The organism is Kluyvera sp. 142486, assembly GCF_046569695.1.
Classification (GTDB): Bacteria; Pseudomonadota; Gammaproteobacteria; order Enterobacterales; family Enterobacteriaceae; genus Kluyvera.
Genome location: NZ_JBKHUI010000012.1, coordinates 95,083 through 116,658 on the forward strand (window position 1 = coordinate 95,083; position 21,576 = coordinate 116,658).

The following is a 21,576-nucleotide window of genomic DNA, read 5'->3' on the forward strand; positions in this document are numbered from 1 at the left end:
CCGACAACATAATCCCCGTATTCTTCAGCGCAGTGGCTTATGGAGTAAACAACTGTTAACCGCTGCTTGCACTTTGAGTGCTTATCCTGGAGACAGGTAACCAGAGTTAGTGTAGGGTTGCCAACGAATGTAAACTTTATCGTCTTATCCGGTAAGGCGATTAGTCTGAGAATCGTACCTAACCCTATGAATAACAAACCTGCACAGCGTGAATATTTCCTCGACTCCATTCGAGCCTGGCTGATGCTCCTGGGGATACCCTTTCACATCTCCCTACTCTACTCCAGCCACACCTGGCATATGAACAGCGCGACCCCCTCCTGGTGGTTGACGTTATTCAATGATTTTGTTCATGCTTTCCGCATGCAGGTGTTCTTTGTTATCTCCGGCTACTTTTCCTATATGCTGTATTTGCGGTATCCGATCAAAAAATGGTGGAAAGTGCGCGTGGAGCGCGTCGGTATTCCGATGCTCACCGCCATCCCCCTTCTGACGTTACCGCAATTTCTAATGCTGCAGTACGTTAAGGGTAAGACGGAAAGCTGGCATACGCTCTCTTTCTACGACAAATATAATACGTTGGCGTGGGAGCTGGTGTCGCATCTATGGTTCCTATTAGTTCTGGTGGTGCTGACATCCCTCGGTATTCTGGCGTTCCGCCTGATGCGCCGACGTCAGATTCGTCGGCGTGAAGACCTGTTTGATAATATGTCGATGGCGAAGCTTACTCTGATGTTTTTAGCATTGGGGATCGTTTATGCCGCCATTCGCCGGACAATCTTCCTGCTGTACCCGCCGGTGCTCAGCGATGGGCTATTCAACTTTGTGGTCATGCAGACGCTATTTTATGTGCCTTTCTTTATTCTTGGCGCACTGGCCTTTATTCATCCGAAGCTGAAAACGCTGTTTACTACCCCATCCCCGTGGTGCATTGTCGCAGCACTGTTCGGGTTTATTGCCTATCGCCTGAACCAGCACTTTGGCTCCGGTGACGCATGGATGTATGAGACGGAATATGTGATTACGATGGTGCTGGGAGTATGGATGGTCAACGTAGTGTTCTCGTTTGGGCATCGTATGTTGAACTTCCAGTCTGCCCGCGTGACCTATTTCGTCAATGCTTCTTTATTTATCTACCTGGTGCATCATCCGCTGACGCTGTTCTTTGGTGCCTGGATCATGCCGACCATTAGCTCAAATACGTTGGGCTTCCTGACCGGCCTGATTTTCGTGGTGGGCTGCGCGTTAATTCTCTACGAGATCCACCTGCGTATCCCCTTGCTGCGTTTCCTCTTTTCCGGGAAGTCGCAGCAAAAGGCAACAAAAACACAGGTGGCTAGTCACTAAGTGTTGGCGTCATTAGCCAGGCCTGGGATCCGGGTCTGGCTGAGCAAGTGCTGATACAAATGTGTCGTGGCTTCATCAAAACAGACAAAATAGACAATTTCCGGCAGGCTGCGACGAGTCAGAAATGCCGCAACCGTACTGACGGCAATGTCAGCCGCAGCTTCTGCTGGATATCCGTAGGCTCCCGTTGAGATAGCCGGGAAAGCGATTGTGCGATAGCCGTTATCCAGCGCCAGCTGAAGGCTATTGCGGTAAGCCTCTTGTAACAATGATGCTTCGTGCTCTCCCCCGCCCTGCCAGACCGGCCCGACGGTATGAATTACCGCTTTTGCCTTCAGGTTTCCCGCGTGGGTGATAACCGCATGCCCTGGTGGACAGGTTCCCTGCTGCTGGCGGACAACCGCACAGGCTTCCTGCAGCGTTGGACCGGCAGCACGATGGATGGCGCCGTCTACGCCACCGCCGCCCATTAATGAGGGATTGGCGGCATTGACGATAACATCCACCTCGAGGTGGGTAATATCTCCTTGCAGCACCTGAATTCGTACGGTCATGCTAACTATCCTCTGACTAAGACGAAAATATTGTCTACCATAGACAACGCTGACCGCAACTTCGTTTCAGGCTATTGATACTCTACTGTCAATATTGCCAGATTTTTTTCAGGGTTCACCCAACGTAAGCTGGCGGTTGTTTTTGCATTTGTCAATTTACGCCCTTGAAACAAATCTCTGACATTTATCGTCTCTACGCGCGGCTTTCCCTCTTCAAAACAGCTTACGCTGACCTGCCGGGCATTGGCCTGATAGTCACAAGGAGACTCAACAATTTGTCCAGTAAAATGAATGATGCCGTCAGATGCAGCATGTGATTGAACGCTGCACAACAGTGTCAGCAGCGAAAGAGATAGGCTGAAATAGTGACCGAGTGTTTGCATGACAACGCCCCTCATTCAAGATCGTCCGTGAATTAATGCTCCCTGATCTGAAATCCGCGCCGAATACACATTTTGTAAACATTACAATAACATTAGTGGCCTTACTCGTTGATTTCAAGCATCTTTTATATAGATATTTTGTATATTTAGAAATAATACTATTAGCAACACCCCATTCGCAGAGTGGAAAAGAAACATAAAAAAGGCCGCAACGGATGACATTGCGGCCCCATAAACTTGTCGTTAACGGTTATTACAGCCGTATGGACCCGGTTGGTTACAAGGCGTTACTGTCGAACTCAGGCTCACAAAGCTATCTGATGAACCTGTCTTTGCGCCAGGACTTCCGCTTGTCCGACCGCCTCCATTACCGCCGCCATTACCGCCTCCGATGCCGCCTCCGTTACCGCCTCCGTTACCGCCTCCGTTACCGCCTCCGTTGCCACCGCCGTTGCCGCCTCCGTTACCACCGCCGTTGCCGCCTCCGTTACCACCGCCGTTACCACCGCCGTTACCACCGCCGTTACCACCGCCGTTACCACCGCCGTTGCCGCCTCCGTTACCGCCTCCGTTGCCGCCTCCGTTACCACCGCCGTTGCCGCCTCCATGCCCGTGCCCATGACCACCGTGTCCGCCACCTTCACTGCCGCCGTGACCGCCGCCGTGACCGCCGCCGTGACCGCCACCAATACCGCCGCCCATGCCACCACCGTGACCGCCGCCGATACCGCCGCCCATACCACCGCCGTGACCGCCGCCCATACCGCCGCCCATGCCACCGCCGTGACCGCCACCAATACCTCCGCCCATGCCACCGCCGTGACCGCCACCAATACCGCCGCCCATGCCACCGCCGTGACCGCCGCCTATGCCGCCACCGTGACCACCGCCGTTGCCACCACCGACACCGCCGCCGTTACCGCCTCCGTTGCCACCGCCGTCACCGCCGCCGTTGCCGCCACCATTGCCGCCACCATTGCCACCACCGACACCGCCGCCGTTACCGCCTCCGCTGCCACCGCCATTACCGCCTCCGTTGCCACCGCCGTCACCGCCGCCGTTGCCGCCACCATTGCCGCCGCCATTACCGCCTCCGTTGCCACCGCCGTCACCGCCGCCGTTGCCGCCACCATTGCCACCGCCGTTACCGCCGCCGTTGCCACCGCCGTTGCCACCGCCGTTACCGCCGCCGTTGCCACCGCCGTTACCGCCGCCGTTGCCGCCGCCGTTGCCGCCGCCGTTGCCACCGCCGTTGCCGCCGCCATTGCCGCCGCCGTTGCCACCGCCATTGCTGCCACCATTGCCGCCGCCGTTGCCGCCTCCGTTGCCACCGCCGTTACCGCCTCCGTTGCTGCCGCCGTTACCGTGGTTGCCGCCACCGTTATCGCCGCCGCCACCGTTGCCATTCGCGTTCCCGTTACCATTATTGCCGCTTCCGTTACCACCGCCTCCATTGCCATTTCCATTGCCGTTGTTACCGTTGCCGTTACCGCTCTGACCGCTATTACCACCGCCGTTACCATTCGCCGCTACGGCATATATTGTGGTTGCCGGGTATAAAACGGTGAGCGCCACTATTATGGCGATTTGCTTCATTTTCATGATAAGCCCTTTCACGCGTTATTAGTTGCTGTGTGCTATTGCCGTAATAACCGATCGCTCGCTAATCAATAAATTCAGGTCGGTATTCATCACGACACCGTTTACAAATTACAAATTTTCCAGGCGATAGGAATCGACACTCAAGAAGATGAATGATCAATAAATCAAGAAGTTACAAAATAATAAAAAGCAAATGACACGCGGACGAATAAAACAAACAGCCATCACAAACAATCAAAAAGATTGTGTCTTTTAATAAATGTCAGCGTCAGAACCATGAGTAATTATCACAATTACTTGCGGATTCGTTATTCTGCATTTAGTCGGGATGTGTCGTTCTATAAAATATCGTGAAGATATACCGCCTCACCATGTCAATGGTATCGTCATAGAAATATGTAAAGTTCTTACATCGATATAATGCTGGTCTCGATGCTATATGGATGAGTATGCATATTTGATAAGCATGAGGATCTCATAATAAAGTTTGATTTAATTTTCATAGTATCAACCTTTAGTATTAACACCTCACTATCACCTGCATTTTGATAACTTAACCAGAAAACAAAGCGTTAAAAAATCGCGGGCACAACGAAAGTGTTAAAAACGACAAATATCACGCAATTTCATCATACAAAATTGATAGGAGAAGGCTGATAGACAATTTTAACATGACATAAAAATCTTAAATTACAGTAAATTAAAAACACACACAGGCATTATGTATGATCATTAAGATATGATGTTAAAACCTTAAGAAATATGCTTAATTTACATTTTGCAATTTATTTTTACATCTTGTTTCATGATTATTTCTTGCTTTAGAATTGGTAGCGTCTAAATTTTAAATTAAGCAGACATGCCTTTTAATTATTAATTATTAACATTTGTCAAAACAGCAACCACATTTCAGTAATGCTTAACAAGATACCTTTATAATTTTGCCTGCTGTAAAAATATTAGGGGTCTAATCATGCAAAAAGAGCTCACTACAACGAACCAGACTCTTTCACTCATCACCAGGCCGTCACTTCAGTCCTGTGCCCTTTCTCAGAGCTTGAAAAAGACGTTAAGGATGAATAGTAAAATCATTAATATTCATATGGTTAGCCTGGATAATTTATCGGATGGTATTGTGCTCTTTGACATGATCGAAATCGATAAAAAGATGGTCAAGGCCTGGCAGGAAGAACTTTGTAAAATTAATAGCGGTATAAAACTCTTACTTTTCAATACCCCTGAAGATTACGCTTATCAAGAGATTGAAAGCTGGCCGCATATTAACGGCATCTTTTATGCGCATGATGAAGAACATTTTCTGGTCAAAGGGTTACAGAAGGTGATGGAGGGAGAATGCTACTTTTCGCGTAAGCTTGCGAGCTACCTGATTATGCATTCCGGTAATTACCGTTACGATAACCAGGAGAGTACGATCCTGACGTTCCGGGAGAAAGAGATCCTGAATAAACTGCGCATTGGCGCTTCCAACATCGAAATTGCGCAGTCGCTATTTATTAGCGAAAGCACGGTGAAAACACATCTATATCATCTATTTAAGAAGATCTCGGTCAAGAACCGTACCCAGGCCGTGTCCTGGGCGAACGATAATTTTAAGAACTAATGCACTACCACAGCAATAAAAAAGCGGCGACAGGGTGTTCCCCTGCCGCCGCTTTTCACAATGTGATAGGTCTACTACAGCGCGGTTTCTTTCGATGGTTCCGCTTTAGCTTTAGCTTTACGATTTGCCAGCCACAGCCCGCTGTTTTTCATCGCATAGCCGAAGATCAATCCCACAGCCAGTGACGAAACGACCAAACGCCAGTTTCCCTGCCCCGCAAAAGTGGCACAGGCGCCAATAAAAGTACCTGGCACAAACGAGAGCAGCAGCTGCTTCGCCTGGATACACATCAGGAACGCGACAATACCTGTCACGACGTAACCCAATATTTCCAGATGGGGAGCCAGCGCGCTGCCATAGATAATAACCAGTGCCCAGATGACACCGCTCAATGTCGTACAGGCAGAAATAGCCAACGCTTTCAGCCCATCATGCGGGCAGGCAAAATAAGCCGTACAGCCTAAAAATCCGGCCCAGCTCAGTAAACCCAGAGACACGGCAACCCATCCCCAAAGACCGGAGAGAATGCCTGTTGTGATTGCAATAGCGAAGATAACGTTCATGACGAGCATCTTAGCAGATGCCTGGCTTTTTGATGAGATCATGAGCACACAATGCTCATGTTCTTTATTTCAATTGCATAGAATTCGTGATCTAAATCACTCTTCTTCACTTTCCTGCAGTTCGTCCCACATCGCGGCAATGGCTTCACGCGTTAGCGGCGCCATCGTGCGCCAGAACGCGGTGGCGGCGTGGGCTTCAACCTTACCGAGGAAACTTTCAAACCACGGCAGAATAAACTCACCAAACAAGGTTTCCAGTGCTTCGGTATCATCTTCCTCCGCTTTGTCTTCCAGCCAGGAAGCCGCCAGCAGCAACGTACCGATCTGGTCAGCCGGGCTGTCCCCTAATGGCATTCCGCACTCGGTCAGAAAAGCGCGAACTTCCGCTTCCGTCGCCCCTTCTACCCATGCGCTACGACACGGTGAAACGCTGCAGTCATCACCCACGAACAGCGCATTATAGTCAGCGGCAATCTGCTGAATATCACAGCTTTTTTGCAGACGAGCCAGCAGTTCATTCTGCTCCAGAGGCCAGTCCGCCGCCAGTTTACCGTCGCGAATCACGGTAAACAGCGGCACCAGCAGTGGGTCCTGCGGTTGACGATAGTACAGCGAGCCAAGCACGCGGCAGATGATTGAAAACTCGTTCATTGGTTAATCCATTCAGTCATTAAAATTCAGCAAATTCAGGAATCGGCGGCATACCGCGTGATTCAAGGAAATTCAGGAAACGTCGTGGGGTGACGTTAAGGATCCTATCTTGTGGGAATTCCACGGCGTCGAGGATCTTCTGGCATTCGGTAAATTCACCCAGCGTAAAGGCGGTGTGGGAATCAGAGCCCAGCGCCAGCCAGCCGCCCGCATCACGCACGGCTGCAGCAATAGCGCGGCAGTTGCTCTCACTGCCAATGCGCGAGCTCACAAAGGAAGAGTTATTGATTTCCAGCGCCACATGATACTTCGCCGCTGCAGCAGCGATAGCCGGAATATCAACCGGGAATTTCGGGTTACCCGGGTGACTAATCATATGAACATGGCCACTGGCCATTGCCGCAATCATCGCCTCGGTATGCGTCGCTTTATCCTGCGGCGCAAAAACCGGCTCATGAAAACCAGCAATGATAAAATCCAGCGATGTCAGCATCGGTCCGGTGCAGTCGATCTCGCCCGCTGTGTTTTTGATATTCGACTCGATACCGCGCAGGATCCCGACCCCATCAACAATGCGCGGCCAGATGCGCATGTTCACGAAGTGCCAGTAGTGCGGGGCATCGGCCATATCCGGGCCGTGATCGGTGATGGCGAAGAGTTTAATCCCCTTGCGCTTCGCCTCGGCGATATAGTCGTGCAGCGTACTGTAGGCATGCGTGCTGGCAACGGTGTGCATATGTAGGTCAACAGGATACATCACATTCTCCTTTCTCGTGGTAAGCCAAGAATAGCAGGAAACCCTCGTGTTTATTAGCCTGGGGCATCAATAGCCACGCACGCGATCGACCTGCCCGCTGGGCTGTTCCCCATGTTCAAGCTGTGTGATAGTCCGGGAAATATAGGCAATCGCCTCTTTAGGGCGAGTCACGGCGGCAACGTGAGGCGTCATTGTGACGCGCGGATGCTGCCAGAGCGGGCTTTCCTGCGGCAGCGGTTCACGGCTAAAGACGTCGAGCATCGCCGCCTTCAGCTTGCCGCTGTCGAGCGCTGCCAGCAGATCGTCTTCCACAACGTGAACGCCACGCGCCAGGTTCAGCACATAGCTGTTATCCGGAAGCTGAGATAGACGCTGATGGTTAATAATCCCCACCGTTTCTGCAGTGTTAGGCAGCAGGTTAATCAGCACCCGCGTCCCTTGTAAGAATTCATTCAGCTCGGCTTCCCCGGCAAAGCTCGTCACCTGCGGCCATTCCTTACGGCTACGGCTCCAGCAACGCACCGGGAAGCCCCACGCAAGCAGGCTCTCAGCGACTTTTGAACCCAGTACGCCCGCGCCCATAATGCCGACGGTAAATTCGTCGTGGGTGTAATCCGGCAGCGGCTGCCAGCTGGACTGACGCTGCAGCGCCTGATAGTCATCGAAGCGACGGAACCAGTGCAGCACCTGGCTGACCGCGTACTCCTGCATTTGGATGCCCATACCGGTATCTTCCAGGCGGAAGAGCGGGATAGATTCCGGCAGCATTTCCGGATGCGCCTTGAGCTTGCTGAGGATTGAGTCAACGCCAGCCCCCAGTGCGAACACGGCTTTAAGACTGCGGCCTTGCAACATTTCCACCGGAGGATGCCACACCAGCGCATAGTCGGCAGGTGCATCATCGCCACGCTGCCAGCCACGAATACGGGCATTCGGCAGCAATTTGCTTAGCTCGGCAATCCAATAAGGGGTATCAAACGTGGGGTGATAAAAGATGATCTCCATAATGACTCCTGCTCAGAGCACCGTTACCAGATCGGATGGGCGCTGTTTTTGATTATTTTTGTGATTTAACAGAATAACAAATTTCTTTTGCCTGTCCCCGAAAATGCGGGTGCGATCGCAAAAAATACGATTTATGTCTGTTTAAGAAGCATGTTGGTTGAAGTTTGTGTAAACGCACGATTTTTTTAAAAAGTTTATTGACGGTGAGGAGCCTTTTCCCTACATTAGCGCTCGTCCCAGCAACACGGGACAACAATATGGTGAGGTGTCCGAGTGGCTGAAGGAGCACGCCTGGAAAGTGTGTATACGGCAACGTATCCGGGGTTCGAATCCCCGCCTCACCGCCATATTTAAGAAAGAGCTCGTACGAAAGTACGGGCTTTTTTTTTCGCCTATTGCACTTGGGGGGATTCTGCTCCCTTCCCCATCCAGCACCAAAGCCGCCTGTTTCCCCGGGGTCGGCGTAAACGCCTCGCCCGGCTATATTCAAATCGTAGCCCTGCCAGGCGCAGCGCCGCCGGGAATACTCACCACCCCACCGGACGCACAAAGGCAATACAAACGCTCTGAACGTCATGAGATGGGTCCGTCTGAAAATCGATTGGCACCTTCACATCAATGTGAATCTGCGGCCACTCCTGTAGGGCCGTACCAAAATGTTCCGTGGAGCATGAGCCCCCTACGCGGCCAATCAGCACAACGCCAGCATGCAACAACTGCTCGCGACTAATATCCGCACTGTAGATATTTGGCTGCGTGGTATTGTTCCATTTGGTGATAATTTTTGGCCTGGAAGGAACGTAAAACGTTAACCATTCTGCCAGACGTTCCCCACCGACATACTTCAGCGGAGTACCGTAGCGTTGAAACCAGAGGCGGTTTACCGTATCGCTGAACGGGATAACACCGCTCATCTTCTGCCCCGCATTAGCCACGTTGGTGTACATCACACCGCAGTAACCCACGAGGACCAACAGTGCAGCGCTGAATAAGGCTACAAACGCAGCGCGTGGAATGGTGACGGAAGTTTGGTTGACGCAGCTGACCATTAGCGCCGGTGCCAGAATGAAAAAAGGCTGCAGCCATTCAGTTAATCTGCCGCTGTTGAAGAAGAAAAACCAACAGCAAAGCGCTGTCAGCGGAATCAAGTAGACTCCCAGCGCTACCCGACCTTCCCATGACACAGGCCAGCGTAAGCGCCCGCCACAAAAATAGAGAATAGCGCCAGAAATAAGCAACGGATAAAAAATGGAGATCAAGCAGGTAAAAACTCCCGGATTAATACCTGAGTGCATTTCTGAATTTACCCAATGCAGTGCAGCAAAATTATGTTCCTGTAGCCACAGGATATTAGGGGTAATCAACAGTACGCCTAATGCTAACGCACAATACCAGACAATATGTCGATAGCAGCGACGAATATCCGCCACGACAAGCGTTGAGAGAAAAACAGCCCCGACCAGAATCAACGTAGAATATTTTGACATGGTTGCCAGTCCGGCCAACAGTGCAAAGGCAAGCCACCAATACAGGCTTCGGCTAATAGCCTGTAGATAGCAATACATCATCCACGGCCATAGCATTACCAACAAATAATTATCGTTGTAGCTAATAATATCGAAGTTAATTAACCCTGATAAATTAAGGGTTAACAATGCAATCCAGGCCAGCTTTTCGCTGCCAGTAAGCCTGTGTGCAAATACCCAACTGCCGACCATGCCTATTGCGATGGCGAGAAAATGCGAAGCATACCAGTAAATATGTGCGGGCAGATGGAGTGCAGGCCACATGACCAGGCCGACCAACCACGGATTTTTTGGCGAGCCCCATTCGGCGTTTTGCGCCCAATTCAGCGCCTCTACGGCATCATAGGGAACCGCAGGGTCAAGCGCTACAGTCGCGATAGTCCACAGTACGGCATACAGCGATGCCCAGATTATAACCAACCGTAAATTCATTATGTTTACCGGGCAGAAATTCAACCTATCGAGCTTAGAGTTATCCCTCATAAAAAGTATAAACAGAGATTCAATGAGATGCTTATTTATGACGTATTGAAATAGTAAAAATAACAACACTATCCAGATGGCACATTTTAAAATATGTCATCAAAATAATTAATCACAATTTGTTAGATGTAATAGTACAAACAAAACGACGTAGAATATCGCCTTTAATAATTTCCGCGTTCTGATTACCGCAGCACCTCATCTGCCGGTACCTGCGGCTTGTCTCAGGTCGTCGAAAAAGATCAACAGAGCATCGATAGCACACACCCCGTACGCAATTTTAAATGAAATATAAACTCACTCCTCAATCATCTGCGCATACTCCTCGCTGAGGAAATCCACCAGCGCACGCACCGCAGGCAGCAGCCCTCGCCGTGATGGGAAGACAGCGTGAATCACCTCCCGCTTCGGCTCCCACTCATCGAGCACACGCACCAGCAAGCCACCGGCTAACTGATCTTTCGCCATCAGGATTGGCAACTGCACCACCCCAACACCCGCCACCGCCGCCTCACGAAGCGCCAGCATATCGCTGGTAATCAGCCGTGGCGTAAAGTGCACCTCGGCCTTTGCGCCATCCGGGCCATTTACCGACCAGCGATGGACGTGCTTGCCTGCCGACATGCTTAACCCCGGCCAGCGACTGAGTTCGTCCGGCACCAGCGGCTTGCCCATCTTCGCCACCAGCGACGGGCTGGCGACGAGACAGTGACCGCGGTCCGCCAGTACACGCATCACCAGATCGCTGTCATCAAAAGGACGCGGCCTGACGCGAATCGCCACATCAATACCCTCCGCCACCAGATCCACGCGCCGATTAGTCGCTTCAAGCTGAATCTGCACGCCCGGATAACGCACCATAAAGCGCGCCAGCATCGGCCCAACGTGCACATGCAGCAGCGTGACCGGGCAGGTCAGCTTCACGCAGCCTCGCGGCTCCGCCTGTAACACTGCTATAGCTTCCTGCGCCGCCTCCGCCTCAATCAGCATCGCCTTACAGTGCTGATAAAACGTCTGCCCGACTTCCGTCACCGTGAACTGCCGGGTGGTGCGATGAATCAACCGCACCCCAAGCTGCTCTTCCAGCTGCGCAATGCGTCGGCTGAGCTTTGACTTTGGAATATCCAGCGCGCGGCCCGCCGCGGCAAAACCGCCGTTATCCACCACGTGAACAAACCACGCGAAATCATTGAGATCCTGCATCACCACCTCATCGTTCTATTTTTGCAACAGTGTGGGCTATTTTCGCTATCTACCGAACTATTACATCTGAATATAAGCTAATCCACATCAAAGCTCACTACGCAGGAGAAACAAATGAAACAGATTACGGGTGTTTATACCGCGCCACGTCCGCATTGGGTGGGCGATGGCTTCCCGGTTCGTTCGTTATTTTCCTATCAGTCTCACGGTGAAAGCCTGAGTCCTTTCCTGCTGCTCGACTATGCCGGGCCATACAGCTTCCCGGCAGACGGCGCGAAGCGCGGGGTGGGAGAACATCCGCACCGTGGATTCGAGACGGTCACTATCGTCTACGCCGGAGAGGTGGAGCATCGGGATTCCACCGGTAAAGGCGGTGTGATTGGCCCAGGAGACGTGCAGTGGATGACCGCAGGCTCCGGCATTCTGCATCAGGAATTTCACTCGGCAGAGTTTGCCCGTCGCGGCGGCGAACTGAAGATGATCCAGCTGTGGGTCAATCTGCCAGCGAAGGACAAGATGACCGCACCGGGTTACCAGAGTATTGAAGCAGCCGCTATTCCAACGGTGGAACTGCCGGATAACAGCGGGTCGCTGCGGGTGATTGCCGGTCACTACCAGGAAGCAATGGGCCCGGCCAACACCTTCTCACCGCTGAACGTCTGGGATATGCAGCTTCGGGAAGATAAAGAAGCTTCCTTCGAGCAGCCAGAAGGCTGGAGCACCGCCCTGGTGGTGCTGGAAGGTAGCGTCACGGTGAACGGCGAAACCCACGCTCAGGAAGCACAACTGGTGGTACTCAGCCAGGAAGGTGCGCGCGTTCATTTACACGCCAGCAGCGATGCCAAAGTGCTGGTGCTGGCAGGCGCGCCGCTCAACGAACCAATTGTGGGCTATGGCCCCTTCGTGATGAACAGTAAAACCGAAATCGACGAAGCCATTCGCGATTTTAACTCCGGCCGCTTTGGTCAGATTTGACACTACAGAGGTGAATAACATGTCTACTCCAGCAAATTTCAACGGCGCGCGTCCAGTGATTGATGTTAACGATGCGGTGATGCTGTTAATCGACCATCAGAGCGGTCTGTTCCAGACGGTGGGAGATATGCCGATGCCAGAGTTGCGCGCTCGCGCTGCGGCACTGGCGAAAATGGCGACGCTTGCCGGTCTGCCGGTGATCACCACCGCCTCGGTGCCGCAAGGTCCGAACGGCCCGCTAATCCCAGAGATTCACGAAAATGCACCGCATGCGCACTATATTGCGCGTAAAGGCGAAATTAATGCCTGGGATAACCCGGAGTTTGTGGCTGCCGTAAAGGCCACGGGACGCAAAACGTTAATTATCGCCGGGACGATCACCAGCGTCTGCATGGCCTTCCCGGCCATTGCCGCCGTCGCCGATGGTTATAAAGTGTTTGCGGTCATTGATGCTTCCGGCACCTACAGCAAGATGGCGCAGGAAGTGACGCTGGCCCGCGTGGCGCAGGCAGGCGTAGTGCCAATGGATACCGCCGCCGTAGCCTCTGAACTGCAGCGTACCTGGAACCGCCCGGATGCCGCCGAATGGGCCGAGGTGTATACCAAAATCTTCCCGGCGTATCAGCTGCTGATTGAAAGCTACGCAAAAGCGCAGGACGTCGTGAAAAACAACGAACAGCTTGATTCTCAGCGTTAACCCACCCGCCCCGCCTCTTTTCGGCGGGGCGGTGTTCATTGCTTAACCGAACGATAAATAAATCTGAATTTATGCTTGACCGTTTCAGGTCAACTCCCTATAGTAGCGCCCCGTTGACCACCTACGGTGAGCAGCAAAACAATATGGTGAGGTGTCCGAGTGGCTGAAGGAGCACGCCTGGAAAGTGTGTATACGGCAACGTATCCGGGGTTCGAATCCCCGCCTCACCGCCATATTTAAGAAAGAGCTCGTACGAAAGTACGAGCTTTTTTTTTGCGTGTTGCACAAGGGCCAGCACCAAAGCTGCCGGTTACCCGGGGTCGGCGTAAACGCCTCGCCCGGGCTACAGGTTGTAGCCCGGGCAAGCGCAGCGCCGCCGGGAACCGCTCGGTCTACCTCACCGCCACCCTATCCGCCACCTGTGCCGCCAGCCGTAAAGACTCCGCCGTCAGCGGCGAATCGACGCGAATCCGTAGTTGCCCAACGATCCGCCCCTGAATCGGCTCACAGCTGCTGTATACCAGCTGCGAACGGCTGCCAAGCGCCTGCGCAATCTGCTGCAAATCCGGTTCACGCCCGTTAACGCCATTAAAATGCAGCGTGATCATCTGCTGCCCTTCAACCATGATGTCACGATTCTCCTCGCGCCCGTGATGCAACGTCCCGAGCATCCCGCGCGTCACTTCATGCTGCGGGTCGCCAAAAACCTGCCATACCTCCCCTTGCTCAATCACCTTTCCCTTTTCCAGCACCGCCACCCGGTCACACAGCGTACGAATCACATCCATCTCGTGGGTAATCAGGATAATCGTCAGCCCCAGCCGCTGATTAATCTCTTTGAGCAGGCTAAGTACCGCCAGCGTATTTTCCGGGTCAAGCGCCGAGGTCGCCTCATCGCACAGTAAAATCTCCGGCTGAGTAACCAGCGCCCTCGCTATCCCGGTACGCTGCTTTTGCCCACCGGAAAGCTGCCCGGGGAAGCTATCGCGCAGCGGCTCCAGCCCCACCAGCTGAAGCATCTCGTCAACGCGTCGACGACGTTCAGCGGCGGGGATACCCGCCATACGCAGCGGCAGTTCGACGTTCTCCGCCACCGTTTTGGTGGCGTGCAGATTGAAGTGCTGGAAAATCATCGCCACCCGGCGACGCAGATCCCGCAGTTGCCCGCGTGTGCCTTCACCGATCGGTACGCCGCTTATCGTCATCTCCCCCCTGTCAGCGTTCTCCAGGCGGTTAAACAGTCGCAGCAGCGTCGATTTCCCCGCGCCGCTGCGCCCAATAATGCCAAAGATCTCCCCGGCCTGAATCTCCAGGTTGATATCGTCAAGCGCCTGCACGCCGTTCGGGTATGCCTTGCTAATCCCGCGCAGGCGGATATGTTGCGTCATGGCCGTCACTCCTAAAATCCGGGTGCGATTTTTCCCTTATATCGGGTGAGAATAAACTGGCGCACCGCATCGGAATTCAGCGCCTTTGCCAGTTTCTGAATACCGGGATCGTTGATATTATCCGGGCGAGCGACCAGATATTCGACGTACAGGCTTTTCCCCTTTTCCACAATCAGCGCTTTATCGGTATCAATTCCCGCCTCCAGCGCATAGTTGGCAAAGATAAACGCCAGATCCACCTGGCTCACCGCCCGCGCCAGCATCGCCCCTTCCAGCGGACGAATTTTAAAGTGGTGCGGGTTGGCAGTGATATCTTTCTCCGTCGACTGCGGATCTCCCGGGTTCTTGAGCGTAATAAGCCCGGCCTCGCTGAGCAGCACCAGCGCCCTGCCGGTATTCACCGGATCGTTAGGGATCGCGATGCTCGCACCATCAGGCAGATCCTTAATGCTGGTGTATTTAGTCGAGTACGCACCAAATGGCTCGATATGCACGCCCACCACCGGCACCAGATTGGTATGGCGCGTCTTGTTGTAATCATCGAGGAACGGACGATACTGGTAGTAGTTCGCATCCAGATTCTTCTCGGCAAGCTGCTGGTTTGGCTGAATAAAATCATTAAAGACTTTGATCTTCAGGTCCACCCCTTCTTTTGCCAGCTGCGGCTTTACGAACTCCAGAATTTCAGCATGCGGCACCGGCGTAGCGCCCACCACCAGGGTTTCATTCGCCGCCGCAGACCACGAGAACAGCGCCATCAGACCGGCTATCACGGTTTTTTTCATCATTTCATCCTGTCTATTGTCTTATTTACGGCTCATGCGGCGCACCAGGCGGTCGCCGCTCATTTGTAGAATTTGCACCAGCGCAATCAGCAGTACGACCGTCACCGCCATCACGTCGGTCTGAAAACGCTGATAACCAAAGCGAATCGCCAGGTCGCCTAAACCACCACCACCAATCACCCCGGCCATCGAGGTGTAATCAACCAGTACAATGGCGGTTACCGTTACCGCCGCAATCAGCCCACCGCGCGACTCCGGCAGCAGGGTGTGCCAGATAAGCTGCCAGGTATTGCCACCCATCGCCCAGTTGGCCTCCACCAGCCCGTGGTCTACTTCGCGCAGCGACGTCTCAACAAGGCGAGCAAAGAACGGCGCACAGCCCGCCACCAGCGGCGGAATAGTGCCCTGCACGCCCAGCGAAGTACCGGTAATTAACGTGGTCAGCGGGATCATCACAATCAGCAGAATGATGAACGGCAGCGAACGCATTACGTTCACCAGCAGCGACAGCACGCGGTGCAGCAGCGGTGCGTAGAGCAGCCGGGGCTGCCCGGTCAGATAGAGGATGACCCCCAGCGGCAGCCCAATCAGCACCGTAAACCCCAGCGCGCAGGCGAGCATCACCAGCGTATCCAGCCCTGCCTGCGCCACATCGTTCCAGTCAATTCCGGCCAGAAAAGCGAGCATGCTCTCTCCTCAGTTCCAGTCGTGACGCGCGGGGCGTTTACCGTTCAACACCCAGTTACCCAGCAGGTGATACTTCCAGCGCACCGGGTCATGCAGCGTATGCACGCGTCCGTTACGCCAGTGACGGTCGTAGTTATAGCGAGGGTGCGTTGAGCGGGTGCCTCCCAATTCAAACAGCCTCGAGGCGGCCTCAAGCGCGGCTTCGGTGGTGAAAATCTTGGCCCGCGCTACGGCGATTGACGCCAGCGCCACCGTCTCCTCCGAAAGATCGTGTTTATAGCGATCCAGCACCTTACCGGCCTGCTCCAGCAGCGCATCGGCGGCGGCCAGGCGGCTATCGAGCGTGCCTATCTGGTAGACGGTCAGCGGGTCATCCCCGGCCCGTTCGACGTCAGCATCAATCCACGGTCGGGCAAACTGATTCACAAAACTGACGGTATCGTTCAACGCCGCGCGGGCGATCCCGGCATCTATGGCCGCGGTGGTCAACTGCGCAAACGGCCCAGCGAGCGTTGGCGTGTCGTAGGATTTCCAGGTCGGTATCAGGTTAAACGGCTCCACGCGAAGATTTTCGGCCAGCACCGTGCCGCTTGAGGTGGTGCGTTGCCCCAGGCACGACCAGTCGTTAACCACCGTCAGCCCCCTGGTTCCCCGTGGCACAAAGGCCAGCTGCGCCCGTCCATCGTCGTCCAGTGCCAGCACGCCCAGCCAATGGGCATACAGCGAGCCAGTGCAATAGCCTTTCCGGCCGTTGATCTGCAAGCCATCGGCGGTATGGCTAATCCGCGTCTGGATGTCCTGCACCGTTTTGCCGCCGGTCTCCGACAGCGCGTTGGCAAAGCGATAGCCCTTCAGTGCCAGGTCAAAGAAATAGCGCTGCTGCTCTTCATCCCCTTGCAGACGAATATCCTCAAGCAGGCAGTAGTGGTTCTGTGGAATTTGCCCCAGCGCCGGGTCAGCGGCGGATATAATGGCAATCACTGCCGCGAGGGTCGCTGCCGACACCTCCGCCCCGCCAAAACGGCGCGGCACGGTAATGCCCCACAGCCCACTGTTGGAATAGACGTTAACCACTTCAGGCGGCACCACGCCGCTCAGGTCGCGCTCGGAAGCGCCTGGTTGCAGGAAGGCGGCAATCTCGTGAGCGATACTAATCGCCTCTTCATCGCCGGTAATGACGTGTGCACGGGGTGTCGCGCGGGTGTAGTCGAGGGTGGTTTGAGTCTCTGACATAGCATGGTCTCGGGTGGTTTATCATCACGGCAAAATGCAATATCTGATTGATATTCATACATATCCCATTAAGGAATGAATGATTGCATCTTTTACCTTTTAGGTTATATGTGTTGATAGCAATGTTTATGCCAGCTTTAAGAGCCCCGTTTTTCAGGCCGTTATGCTTAACCATGGGTACCAGAGAGTGGGATTTGCAACACGCCGTTGCTGCAGGTGTTGTATTTGCAACAGACACAAACAACAAAGCCCGGTTTCCCGGGCTTTGCAGACGTTAGAGCGGTTAGTAGTAAGCTTTCAGCGTACGCTGGCACAGCGCCGAGCGTACGCAGTCATCTTTGGTGAAGCGAACAATGCCTATCATCTCATCTTCTTCAAAGCGGGCCAGCGCATCGCTGAGCCCGGACTGAACGCCGCGCGGCAGGTCACACTGGGTGATATCCCCGTTCACGATAACCGTGACGTTCTCCCCGAGGCGGGTTAAAAACATCTTCATTTGCGCCGCGGTGACGTTTTGAGCCTCATCAAGGATCACCACCGCATTTTCAAATGTACGTCCGCGCATATAGGCGAACGGCGCGATCTCTACCTTACCAATTTCCGGGCGCAGGCAATATTGCATAAAGGAGGAGCCCAGTCGTTTCACCAGCACGTCATAGACGGGGCGGAAGTAAGGGGCGAATTTCTCCGAGATGTCTCCGGGCAGGAACCCCAGGTCTTCATCGGCCTGAAGGACGGGGCGCGTCACAATAATCTTATTCACATCCTTATGAATGAGCGCCTCCGCAGCTTTCGCTGCGCTGATCCAGGTCTTGCCGCAGCCCGCTTCGCCGGTGGCGAAGATCAGCTGCTTACTCTCGATAGCATGCAGGTAGTGGGCCTGAGCGTCATTGCGTGCGGCAATCGGCGAGGTGTCGCGACTGTCGCGCGCCATGCCAATTGCTTCCACGCCACCACTCATTTGCACAAGCGAGGTGACCGATTCTTCTTCACGTTGTTTGTGGCTGCGTGAGTCACGTCTCAGCACACGTTTTGCTTCGCGATGAGCTTTGATCACTGCTTTTTGTCTTCCCATGGATAGCACCTTGAGTTGTAGGTTTACATCACACGCGCTGATATCAGCACGATTATGCGCACGAACGTCTGAGGTTTGGCTTCCTTGTAAGCCATAGCAACTGCCTGTCGAAATGACGAATACGCACGGCTACGCGCACCGCGCAATACGTCGGGAACAACGGGTTGAATTCGAATGGGGTGAAAAATTGGGGTGACGAAATCGCTGCCGGAGAGAGGGCCTCCGCGCTGGATGGTGCGGGTTAAGGTTCTGCTTAGTCCAGTCAAGGACGCTACCATTCGCGATCTCCATAGTGAAACGGAAACTACCGCTATATTTATTATTACATCTAAACCAATAAAAGATGCAACATAATTTTTACATAAACATAACGATAGCTTACAGAGATAGCATCTGACACTTATGTGACAGTTTTATATCAATCAGGGGGGGAAATGAAAAAAAAGGACTGATTTTTGGCGATATTCTGAAGTTTGGGGGAAATCCCGGGGTCGCTTGCGCTCGCCCGGGCTACAAATGGTCGCTGCCGGATGGCGGCGTAAACGCCTTATCCGGCCTACAAATGTGCACAGTACAATGTAGCCCTGCCAGGCAAAGCGCCGCCGGGACTGCACTCAGGCCTGCAACAGCGTGCTGCCCAAATAACTCTTATCCGATGCTACACCCGGCAGAACAAAGAAATACCCGCCGCCAATCGGCTTCACGTACTCCTCCAGCGCTTCCCCGTTCAGGCGCTTTTGCACCGTCAGGAACCCTTTTTCCAGGTCGTGCTGGTAGCAGACAAACAGCAGGCCCATATCCAGTTGGCCGGAGTTGGAAATGCCCAGCGAGTAGCTGTATCCCCGCCGCATCATCAGGCTCGACTCGGTCTCTTTAGTCCGCGGGTTGGCCAGACGAATATGGCTGTCCAGCGCAATCACGTCGCCGTTCGGGTCGCGGGTGTAGTCCGGCGCATCGTGCTCGTTCTTCATACCCAGCGGCGCACCGCTGTGCTTGTCACGCCCGAAAATCGTTTGCTGCTCCTTAAGCGGCGTACGGTCCCAGGACTCAACGTGGAACTGAATAATGCGCACGGCCTGATACGAACCGCCCTTCGCCCACGCAGGTTCTCCCTGATCGCCGGTCACCCACACCACCTCGTCCATCAGCGGTTTATCGCTGCCGTCCGGGTTGGCGGTGCCGTCTTTAAAGCCGAGCAGGTTGATTGGCGTCTCTTTGCCTTTGCTGCGCGCCGCGTGGTCAGAGATAAACCCTTCCCGCTTCCAGCGCACGCTGAGCAAGTCCGGCGTGTGCTTGATAATATCGCGCAGCGCGTGGATCACCGTATCCTGCGTGTTGGCGCAAATCTGCAGCAGCAGGTCGCCGTGGCACAGGGCCGCGTCCAGCGCATCGTTCGGGAAGCGCGTCATCTTCTGTAGCTTCTTCGGCGCTTTATCCGCAAGATCAAAGCGACTGTCGAACAGCGACTGGCCAACGGAGACCGTCATGGTCAGGTTATCCGGGGCGATAAACGCCCCCAGAATGCCGGAGTCCATCGGCGGCAGGCGGGGATTCGGCGTATCCGGTGCAGGGCCACCTTTAGTCAGAAAGGCGATACGGTCGGTCAGTAGACGGAACAGACGCTCAAGGTCTGATTTATCCGCCGCCAGCACGTCAAACGCCACCAGCATCATCGCGGCCTGCTGCGGTGTCAGTACGCCAGCCTGATGCTCGCCGTAAAACGGCTGGGTTTCCATCCGACTGTTCGCCGTCGGCGTCTCGCTGGCTTTCGCCGCGTGCGCCACCGGGCAACCGCCGGAAATTGCCAGCGCGCCTCCCAGCGCGCCGATCCCTTTTAATAAACGACGACGTGACGGTTCGTTCAGGTCGTCAGAGTGCTGCTTTGCCATCTTGCTTAGTCCAGACCCAGGATCCCACGAAGCTGCGCCAGATCTTCCGCCAGAGTGGTGATCGGCCCTTTCAACGCATTACGGTCCGCATCGGTCAGCTTGTCATAGGTTTCAAAGCCGTCTTTGGTGCGGTATTTGCTGAGAATGGTGTCCACTTTCTTGAAGTTAGCGTCAACCTTCGCCAGCAGCGCGCTGTTCTCTTTCTGTAACTGAGGACGCAGCAGGTCAACAATCTTCTGCGCGCCGTCGATGTTAGCCTGGAAGTCCCACAGGTCAGTGTGGCTGTAACGATCTTCTTCGCCGCTGATTTTGCTCGCCGCCACTTCTTCAATCAGACCCGCCGCGCCGCCTACCACTTTAGACGGTGGGAAGGCCAGCTCGGAGATACGTTTTTGCAGTTCCAGCACGTCGGTATTCAGCTGGTCAGCATAGTGCTCCATGCCTTTGACGCTGTTGTCGCCAAACAGCGCTTTTTCCAGACGGTGGAAGCCGGTGAATTTCGGGTCCGCCGCTTTTTGTTCGTAGTCGTCTTCACGAGCATCAATGCTACCGTCGAGGTCAGAGAACAGCTCGGCAATCGGTTCGATACGCTCGTAGTGCTGACGGGTAGAGGCGTACAGGGATTTCGCCTTAGCGATATCGCCCGCTTTCACCGCGTCGGTAAAGGCTTTGGTGCCTTTCACCAGCTCTGCCGTTTCGGCGGTGACGTAGGCTTTATAGGCGGTAATCGCGTCGTTCAGGCTCAGCACAGCGTTGGCTTTCGCCGCGTCTTTGGTCGCTTCGCCTGTCACAATCAGCTTGCCTTTCGGGTTGGTCAGCAGGCCGCAGGTCATGTCGTATTCGCCCGGCTGCAGGTTAGCGGTCATCTTCTGGGTGAAGCCCGGCGCGATGTTTTCACGCTCTTCCACCACCATCACCCCTTTGAGGATCTCCCACTCCAGCGCCTTCTGGCTGTGGTTCTGAATGATAAACTGGGTTTTACCGGCTTTCACCGTGATGGACATCGGTTCACACTGTTTGTCGTTTACCGTCACTTTAACCTGCGGAATATCGGCAGCCTGTGCCATAAACGCCGTAGAGAAGAGTGCTGCGATGCCCGTCTGCAACGCGCTGCGGCGGAAGTTCTTGGTCATGGTCCATCCCTTTCAATAA

The 21,576-nt window shown here is 54.1% G+C and carries 21 protein-coding genes and 2 tRNA genes; 7 read left to right on the forward strand and 16 right to left on the reverse strand.

Annotated elements, in window-relative coordinates; genetic code table 11:
• Positions 1-186: 186 nt before the first annotated feature.
• Entirely contained in the window at positions 187-1,347 is a 1,161-nt protein-coding gene (gene mdoC / locus ACLGE8_RS14520) for a glucans biosynthesis protein MdoC (RefSeq protein WP_410999447.1), read from the forward strand.
• On the opposite strand, the gene ymdB is transcribed toward mdoC, so the two are convergent.
• From ymdB to ACLGE8_RS14535, 3 genes are all read right to left on the reverse strand, one after another.
• On the reverse strand, positions 1,344-1,901 hold the full coding sequence (gene ymdB / locus ACLGE8_RS14525; RefSeq protein WP_410999449.1) for an O-acetyl-ADP-ribose deacetylase: 558 nt from the start codon (positions 1,899-1,901) through the stop codon (positions 1,344-1,346). The two genes, mdoC and ymdB, sit on opposite strands and share 4 nt — an antisense overlap.
• Before the next feature lie 71 nt (positions 1,902-1,972).
• Positions 1,973-2,284 (reverse strand): hypothetical protein, encoded by a 312-nt coding sequence (locus tag ACLGE8_RS14530; protein ID WP_410999451.1) that lies wholly within the window; start codon positions 2,282-2,284, stop codon positions 1,973-1,975.
• A gap of 305 nt (positions 2,285-2,589) precedes the next feature.
• On the reverse strand, positions 2,590-2,910 hold the full coding sequence (locus ACLGE8_RS14535) for a hypothetical protein (RefSeq protein WP_410999453.1): 321 nt from the start codon (positions 2,908-2,910) through the stop codon (positions 2,590-2,592).
• Between ACLGE8_RS14535 and ACLGE8_RS14540 the strand changes: the two genes are divergently transcribed.
• Both ACLGE8_RS14540 and csgD read left to right on the forward strand, forming a co-directional pair.
• The gene (locus tag ACLGE8_RS14540; protein WP_410999455.1) at positions 2,903-3,844 is read left to right on the forward strand and encodes a hypothetical protein; all 942 of its coding nucleotides are present in this window, start codon (positions 2,903-2,905) and stop codon (positions 3,842-3,844) included. The two genes, ACLGE8_RS14535 and ACLGE8_RS14540, sit on opposite strands and share 8 nt — an antisense overlap.
• A 1,015-nt stretch (positions 3,845-4,859) precedes the next feature.
• The gene (gene csgD, locus ACLGE8_RS14545; protein WP_410999457.1) at positions 4,860-5,507 is read left to right on the forward strand and encodes a biofilm master transcriptional regulator CsgD; all 648 of its coding nucleotides are present in this window, start codon (positions 4,860-4,862) and stop codon (positions 5,505-5,507) included.
• A gap of 74 nt (positions 5,508-5,581) precedes the next feature.
• On the opposite strand, the gene ACLGE8_RS14550 is transcribed toward csgD, so the two are convergent.
• From ACLGE8_RS14550 to ghrA, 4 genes are all read right to left on the reverse strand, one after another.
• The gene (locus ACLGE8_RS14550; RefSeq protein ID WP_410999459.1) at positions 5,582-6,070 is read right to left on the reverse strand and encodes a DUF1097 domain-containing protein; all 489 of its coding nucleotides are present in this window, start codon (positions 6,068-6,070) and stop codon (positions 5,582-5,584) included.
• Positions 6,071-6,166: 96 nt separating this feature from the next.
• Positions 6,167-6,721 carry a molecular chaperone gene (locus ACLGE8_RS14555; RefSeq protein ID WP_410999461.1) on the reverse strand — a complete coding sequence of 185 codons (555 nt, stop codon included), beginning with the start codon at positions 6,719-6,721 and terminating at the stop codon, positions 6,167-6,169.
• A 19-nt stretch (positions 6,722-6,740) separates the two neighbouring features.
• Positions 6,741-7,478 carry a phosphatase gene (locus tag ACLGE8_RS14560; RefSeq protein WP_410999463.1) on the reverse strand — a complete coding sequence of 246 codons (738 nt, stop codon included), beginning with the start codon at positions 7,476-7,478 and terminating at the stop codon, positions 6,741-6,743.
• Between the two features lie 66 nt (positions 7,479-7,544).
• Entirely contained in the window at positions 7,545-8,483 is a 939-nt protein-coding gene (gene ghrA, locus ACLGE8_RS14565; RefSeq protein WP_410999465.1) for a glyoxylate/hydroxypyruvate reductase GhrA, read from the reverse strand.
• A 259-nt stretch (positions 8,484-8,742) separates the two neighbouring features.
• Between ghrA and ACLGE8_RS14570 the strand changes: the two genes are divergently transcribed.
• Positions 8,743-8,830: transfer RNA gene (locus tag ACLGE8_RS14570), tRNA-Ser, on the forward strand.
• Positions 8,831-9,010: 180 nt separating this feature from the next.
• Here the strand turns inward: ACLGE8_RS14570 and ACLGE8_RS14575 are convergent.
• Complete coding sequence (locus ACLGE8_RS14575; protein ID WP_410999467.1) at positions 9,011-10,441, reverse strand: glycosyltransferase family 39 protein; 1,431 nt, start codon at positions 10,439-10,441, stop codon at positions 9,011-9,013.
• Between the two features lie 348 nt (positions 10,442-10,789).
• On the reverse strand, positions 10,790-11,701 hold the full coding sequence (locus ACLGE8_RS14580) for a LysR family transcriptional regulator (protein ID WP_410999469.1): 912 nt from the start codon (positions 11,699-11,701) through the stop codon (positions 10,790-10,792).
• Positions 11,702-11,809: 108 nt separating this feature from the next.
• On the opposite strand from ACLGE8_RS14580, the gene ACLGE8_RS14585 reads away from it, so the two are divergent.
• The 3 genes from ACLGE8_RS14585 to ACLGE8_RS14595 all read left to right on the forward strand — a co-directional run bounded on the left by ACLGE8_RS14585 (position 11,810) and on the right by ACLGE8_RS14595 (position 13,600).
• Positions 11,810-12,670, forward strand: coding sequence for a pirin family protein (locus ACLGE8_RS14585; protein ID WP_410999471.1), 861 nt, complete (start codon positions 11,810-11,812; stop codon positions 12,668-12,670).
• Between the two features lie 19 nt (positions 12,671-12,689).
• Positions 12,690-13,367 carry an isochorismatase family protein gene (locus ACLGE8_RS14590; RefSeq protein ID WP_185666454.1) on the forward strand — a complete coding sequence of 226 codons (678 nt, stop codon included), beginning with the start codon at positions 12,690-12,692 and terminating at the stop codon, positions 13,365-13,367.
• 145 nt (positions 13,368-13,512) lie between these two features.
• A tRNA-Ser gene (locus ACLGE8_RS14595) sits at positions 13,513-13,600 on the forward strand.
• Between the two features lie 159 nt (positions 13,601-13,759).
• Here ACLGE8_RS14595 and ACLGE8_RS14600 read toward each other — a convergent pair.
• The 7 genes from ACLGE8_RS14600 to efeO all read right to left on the reverse strand — a co-directional run bounded on the left by ACLGE8_RS14600 (position 13,760) and on the right by efeO (position 21,557).
• The gene (locus tag ACLGE8_RS14600) at positions 13,760-14,755 is read right to left on the reverse strand and encodes a methionine ABC transporter ATP-binding protein (protein WP_410999473.1); all 996 of its coding nucleotides are present in this window, start codon (positions 14,753-14,755) and stop codon (positions 13,760-13,762) included.
• Between the two features lie 11 nt (positions 14,756-14,766).
• Complete coding sequence (locus ACLGE8_RS14605; protein ID WP_410999570.1) at positions 14,767-15,540, reverse strand: MetQ/NlpA family ABC transporter substrate-binding protein; 774 nt, start codon at positions 15,538-15,540, stop codon at positions 14,767-14,769.
• Positions 15,541-15,561: 21 nt separating this feature from the next.
• Positions 15,562-16,227, reverse strand: a complete 666-nt coding sequence (locus ACLGE8_RS14610) for a methionine ABC transporter permease (RefSeq protein ID WP_410999475.1) — start codon at positions 16,225-16,227, stop codon at positions 15,562-15,564.
• A 9-nt stretch (positions 16,228-16,236) separates the two neighbouring features.
• On the reverse strand, positions 16,237-17,460 hold the full coding sequence (locus ACLGE8_RS14615) for an SfnB family sulfur acquisition oxidoreductase (protein WP_410999477.1): 1,224 nt from the start codon (positions 17,458-17,460) through the stop codon (positions 16,237-16,239).
• A 283-nt stretch (positions 17,461-17,743) separates the two neighbouring features.
• On the reverse strand, positions 17,744-18,535 hold the full coding sequence (gene phoH, locus ACLGE8_RS14620; RefSeq protein ID WP_035896196.1) for a phosphate starvation-inducible protein PhoH: 792 nt from the start codon (positions 18,533-18,535) through the stop codon (positions 17,744-17,746).
• Between the two features lie 614 nt (positions 18,536-19,149).
• On the reverse strand, positions 19,150-20,424 hold the full coding sequence (gene efeB, locus ACLGE8_RS14625) for an iron uptake transporter deferrochelatase/peroxidase subunit (RefSeq protein ID WP_410999479.1): 1,275 nt from the start codon (positions 20,422-20,424) through the stop codon (positions 19,150-19,152).
• A 5-nt stretch (positions 20,425-20,429) separates the two neighbouring features.
• Entirely contained in the window at positions 20,430-21,557 is a 1,128-nt protein-coding gene (gene efeO / locus ACLGE8_RS14630) for an iron uptake system protein EfeO (protein ID WP_410999481.1), read from the reverse strand.
• Between the last annotated feature and the right edge of the window lie 19 nt (positions 21,558-21,576).